The 5,160-nt window shown below is 58.1% G+C and carries 4 protein-coding genes; all 4 read right to left on the reverse strand.

Annotation, left to right across the window (positions count from 1 at the left end):
* Positions 1-83: 83 nt before the first annotated feature.
* The 4 genes from MLC70_RS18100 to MLC70_RS18115 all read right to left on the reverse strand — a co-directional run bounded on the left by MLC70_RS18100 (position 84) and on the right by MLC70_RS18115 (position 5,115).
* Positions 84-515 (reverse strand): helix-turn-helix domain-containing protein, encoded by a 432-nt coding sequence (locus MLC70_RS18100; protein ID WP_248185867.1) that lies wholly within the window; start codon positions 513-515, stop codon positions 84-86.
* Positions 502-2,352 (reverse strand): hypothetical protein, encoded by a 1,851-nt coding sequence (locus MLC70_RS18105; protein ID WP_248185869.1) that lies wholly within the window; start codon positions 2,350-2,352, stop codon positions 502-504. The genes MLC70_RS18100 and MLC70_RS18105 overlap by 14 nt, the downstream gene beginning before the upstream one ends.
* On the reverse strand, positions 2,349-3,839 hold the full coding sequence (locus tag MLC70_RS18110) for a hypothetical protein (RefSeq protein ID WP_248185873.1): 1,491 nt from the start codon (positions 3,837-3,839) through the stop codon (positions 2,349-2,351). Before MLC70_RS18110 ends, MLC70_RS18105 begins: the two co-directional genes overlap by 4 nt.
* A gap of 118 nt (positions 3,840-3,957) precedes the next feature.
* Complete coding sequence (locus MLC70_RS18115) at positions 3,958-5,115, reverse strand: tyrosine-type recombinase/integrase (protein WP_248185876.1); 1,158 nt, start codon at positions 5,113-5,115, stop codon at positions 3,958-3,960.
* Between the last annotated feature and the right edge of the window lie 45 nt (positions 5,116-5,160).

Raw genomic sequence — 5,160 nt, forward strand, 5'->3', positions numbered from 1 at the left:
TTCCCATTGTATTACGCGACCTTGTAACATGTTACTCTAGTTTAACCTATTGAATCTATTCGTTTATATGCCATGTGACAGTTTTAAGATTTTTTTGAAGGAAAAGCGACCACTTTTTTGTTCTCGGCAATGGCTCGCAAGCGCTGATTCTCTGCCACCAGAGAAGCCATTTCAGAAGCCATGTCTTGGTTGAGTTCACGGGCATGAATATGCTCCTGTCTGAGAGCAGTGTACTTGGCTCTCAGCTCTTTGATGGCGGTGTTCTTTTCATCCCGTTGTGCCCGGACAGCCTTGTTTCCGGCCTCCCGGATACGCTCTGCCAAGCCGGGATGGTTGTTGTGAATCGTGGCCCGGCTGACCCCGGCTTCCTCAGCTACGGACTGGATACTGACTTTGCGCCCCGGCTTGACTATCTTGGGGCGGCCTTTCTCTATCCGCACAATGGCCTGACGGATGGCCCTGGCGGTCAGCTCGCCCCGCGTAGGGGCCCGGGAAGTGTCTTCAGGTTGCGACATAAGCCAGATCCTCTGAGGTTGCTCCAAGCCCTTTCAGGACCGCCTCGCAGCGCTTGATGTCTCGTTCCACCCGCTCGGCTCCTCCAGGCCCAATGTCCGTGAGATCGCGCAATTCGATCTGCTGGGCATAAATCCCCTGCCAGACGGGCTTGCGCGATTCGTCAATGACCGCATTGCCGCAGTCACCGCAACGGGTCTTTTCGACGCCCTGGCCGCCGTTGCAGCCGCCTGTGTCGGCGGTACACCATGCAACTCCGGTGGCCCGCAGGTGGATCAGAGGGCTGATCGTTTTGGCCATCTCAGCGCGGTCCTCCTTGGTGGCCAGCGCCTCGTTCTTTGCGCGGAAGGCCCGGATTGGCTCGGCCGCACCGCCCGTCAGGATCGCGTCAGGCTCCAGCCAATGCTCCAGGATATCCGTCTTGATGCTGAGTGCAGCCAAGCCGACACTATCGTACAGATCGGCATCCTGTAGCCGGGACATGGCGTACAGAATGGTCATGTCCAGCGACCAGTGCTTGAAGTGGTCCCGCAGGTAGCGAAGGTCGCCAAAGGCGCTGTGAGCGGCGTAGACCGCAAAAGTGCGCCGGAACTGGTGGGGCGCAAAGTGCCAATCCAGACCGCACTGGGCAGCAAATGAATTGAGGCGATCGAGGGCCGTACGGCTTGAAAGCGTGCCAATCCGGTTGCCCTGGCGCTTTGCTACCCCCAGGAACAGGCGATCACTGTGCTTCTTCAGCCGGGCAATGTCGGGGTCTTTCGGATCGCTGGCTCGAAGGTCTGAAGCGCGCTGCTCCACCCGCGCTTGCAGTGGACCCGCAAGACGTCCAGCCACGCCAAGGGCGCGGTGAGTAATCTCGGCCACCAGCCATTCGCAGGCCCCCGCCCCCGTCTTGTACGAAATGCCCCGCATCCAGTGGAAAGGCTCCCCTTGCTCATCCTGTGTTGTGAAGGCGCACTGGTTTTCCAGTGATAGCAGTTCGGACACCCGGATACCGCTGGTGATCAGGACAATGCACATACACGCCGTTTGCAGGTGTCTCTCCGCTTTGCTGACTTCACCTTCCGTCCAGCCCAGTTTTTTCAGACGTGTTTGGATGAATTTCTTGCTTCGACCCTCCGACTTCCAGTCTTCAATCTGAACGTGGACACGGATGATCTCATCGGCCCGGTCCAACCAATCCACCGCCGACTGGAACAGTGGCCCCAGGATGTCATCGGGGATGATCTCGGTCTTCGCCTCCTGAACCCGGTCCTGCCCCGTCCTCCCTGCAATGTGACTTGCTGAGGATTCCGGCCAGGGGTGGGGCATGGGGTCGCCGGACGGCTGGCTGAGAATATGGAGGATTTCTACAGCCAAGAAACGTTGCACCAGCGTCCCACTCGAAAGAAACTCCCCTTTCCGGCTCTTTAGCCCCTTGCAGAACTCCACATACTGCTGGCTGACCAGCGGCGTCACATCGCTCAGCCGGGCCACGCGACTATCATTGAGCCAAGTCAGAAACACTGTCGCGTTACCAAAAAAATTAACTATCGTTCCGCCCCTGGGCGGGGTGCGGCCTTCGATCCCTTTCAGGATGTAAGCGACCATGCAGGCCCGGAGCGTTTCTCGAAACGGAACAGGTGCCCGCAGGAAATTCAGTTTCTTTTGGCAATCGGCTGCTCCGGCGGCGAAGCCGGTGTCGGGCAGCGTCACAACATCGTCGCCACAGCGGCTCAGGACGTGGTAGCTGCCATCGTCCAGCCGCATCCCGGTGAGGACAGCGTTCGGGTTGATGGCCCCTGTCTCGGCGGCCTGAAGGGCCTTAAGCTGCTCGGTAAGGAACCCGGCTTCGTTCATGCCGCACCCTCCAGCACATCCGGATCACGCCAAAAGGGGTGGGGGTCAACCTTCGCCCGCTGCCTCTGAATGCTCACCATCTCGGCGCCAAATTTTGGCGTAATCTCCTGGTCGATGATCCGGATGATGTGGCCGTAAACCCGCTTCCAGGTGCTGGCACCCATTGTCTCGCGCATTCGGACCAGTGCCCAGTAGAGGCTGAAAACCCGGTACAGATCATCACCCGTCACAACGAAGGACCGGCACCGGAAGCAGGCCAGAAATTTCTGGCAGTGCTCGCCGTTTTTTGGGGCAAGATCACCGTTCAGGGTGTCCCGGCAACCGGCCACAGGTGTGTTTTGAGCAGGCAGGGGCTCGACCTTGCCGTGGTTCAGCAGTTCCTCAGTCCGGACCTCGCCCATGAGCCGCCAGTCTTTTTCGGCGCTCTCGGGAGCCTCCAGGTAGTGGTCGTTGGACACCTTCATGCTGTGCCCACCCAGCTTGGCGGTCAGGAATGGGTCCTGGCCGGAGAGGGTGAAAAGTCGGTTCTCAAACGTCTTGCGAAGCCGCATGACGTTGAGCCTCAGAGGCCTGTCGTCAGCGTCGCTGATCTGATGCCGGTCAAGAAATGTCTTGATGCTATAACTGAGGGCGTCGTTGGAAAGGCGATTTGGCCCTCTAGCGCTTACCCCCCCTCGACTCTCGTAGACAAACAGCATCTCCGTGTAGTTGCTTGCCTGTCGCGGTGCGGCGTTCCGGTCACGGACAAGGTCAATGATGCGGGCCACGTCCGGTAGCGCGGAAACCATTGATTCGATATCGGCAGCCCGGCGCAGGCTCTGGATGTGCGTGGCGTTGCCCCGGCGCTTGAAACTGACCAGCACGTAGCGGTCTGCCTTGATAGGGTGAGGCTGAAGGCAGTCGGCCAGTAGTTCAAGAGCAGGGGTTGGGTTGATGCCGGTTCGCACAGCAACGGCCAGCACACAGATGCCCAGTTCCTCGGAGGTCAGGGGACCGCTCCCCTTGATGATCGCCCCCATATCGGCCTTCAGCGCCCGTAGGACGGTGCTCCGTTCCGCTTCGCTCAGGGCGTTCTGGCCCCTCATTGACCGGTTTGAATTTGGAAACGGGTTGCGCGGAAAAATGTCTCTCGCAATCCAGCCTGATTGCACCATGGCCACCAGTATCGATTTAACCTTAGTGTATCGGGTTTTCTGGGATGCGAGGCGACCACCTGATTGACGCAGATGGGCAAGGAAGTGGTCGATAAACGGCCGGTCAAGGTCATCCAGTCTCAGTTCGCGCCCCAGCGCGGCGGCCATCGTGGCGCAGAACGGCAGAAAGGCTGACAGTCCAATGGTGAAATAGCCGCCGATAGTGTTCGCGTTGAGCGTTTTTCCGCCGCTCTCGGCGCAGGCTCGGACCATGCGCTCCAGCGCTCTCTGAGCGGCATAGACCACGACATCGCAGCCGTTTCCGTAGTATTTGGTGAGATCCAGATTGCGCATGTTGCTAGCATTCTCCGGCAACGGTATGACCGTTATGGCTGGAGGCAGGCTGGCAAGGTCCAGCGTTTCATCACTGACGGCCCGGCCAGGGCGGGCGACTGTGGACTGAAGCTGTTTTCTAGGCACCGGCAGTCTCCCTGCTCATAACATCAATCTCGCTCTGAAAGTCGTTCATCAGCACATCCTCAAGCTCTGAGATGCAGTGCAGGTACTTCTCGGTGGTTGTTATCGAGGCGTGGCCCAGGCGGTCTCTCACGTACATCAAGGCATGGGTCTGGGCCTTGGCCTGCATCATTGCGTACAGCGTGTGCGTGGCGTAGGTGTGGCGCAGGACATGGACGTTGACGTAGGGAATACCGGCCGCCTTGCCAGCCTTCTTCACAATGCCCAGGAAAGCTGCCCCATCGTTCGCATAGGGTTGGCCGGATTCGGTCAGGAACAAGACCGGTTGGCTCCGGCCAGAAATGCTCTCATGCTGATGACGCCGGTCCAGAACGTATTGCCAGAGGTCTTCCATGACCGTGCGGGGCACGTCTATCCCCCGAGGCTCATTGCCCTTGATGGTCATGTCGCGTGGATCAAGATTGACCCGGATGAAGGAGCGGTGTTTGGTGTAAGTAACCGGATTGATCACGTATTTCAGAGGAAACGTAGCCAGTTCCTCACGACGCATTCCTGTCGTAAGCGCGAGCCGTACAATCAGCCTGTGTGTGGGGTTACTGAGGGCATCCAAGAGGTCACGGGACTGATGCTTGCTCAGCAGCCGAATGACGGTTCTTGGCGTCTTCAGCATGATGTCTGCGCTTGTCCGCATTCCGCCACTCGCATCGACATGAGCAAGAAAACCTTTGGGCTGACTCACTTTTATCGTTTCCATGGCATACGGCACCGTTGCTACCCAACCACTGCTGGCCGCATACCGATAAAACGCACAGAGAAGCCGTAACCGGGCGTTCACAGTTCCTGCCGCAAGACTTCCACCCTCTGAACTCAGATTCCAGTCCCGGAACTCTGCCAGGATCGTAGCTTCCCTGTCATTGCCCACATCGCGCCAGTCAATGCCATTCTCCTCACACCAGCCAAAGAACTGATACAGCGCTTTCCCATAGGTTACCCAACTCTTCCTGGACTGCACCCTTCCACGCTTGATCAGGTAAGACATACAAAAGTCCAGTGCTTCCTCAACAACCTTCCCTTCCTTGGAAATCAGGATGGGAAAGCCACTGTAGCTTTGGCCGTTGAGCTTGAACTTGCTAGTGCTGAAGAAAAGGTCCATCTAGATACCCTAACAGCATGTATCAGTTTGGCAAGCGGGAATCAT

Source organism: Marinobacter goseongensis (assembly GCF_023156235.1).
Classification (GTDB): Bacteria; Pseudomonadota; Gammaproteobacteria; order Pseudomonadales; family Oleiphilaceae; genus Marinobacter; species Marinobacter goseongensis.

What these genes read in the sequence shown, in the direction of transcription:
- MLC70_RS18110 (WP_248185873.1), bottom strand. Translation starts at nt 3,839, where the DNA reads ATGCGCAATCTGGATCTCACCAAATACTACGGAAACGGCTGCGATGTC.
- MLC70_RS18115 (WP_248185876.1), bottom strand. Translation starts at nt 5,115, where the DNA reads ATGGACCTTTTCTTCAGCACTAGCAAGTTCAAGCTCAACGGCCAAAGC.
- MLC70_RS18100 (WP_248185867.1), bottom strand. Translation starts at nt 515, where the DNA reads ATGTCGCAACCTGAAGACACTTCCCGGGCCCCTACGCGGGGCGAGCTG.
- MLC70_RS18105 (WP_248185869.1), bottom strand. Translation starts at nt 2,352, where the DNA reads ATGAACGAAGCCGGGTTCCTTACCGAGCAGCTTAAGGCCCTTCAGGCC.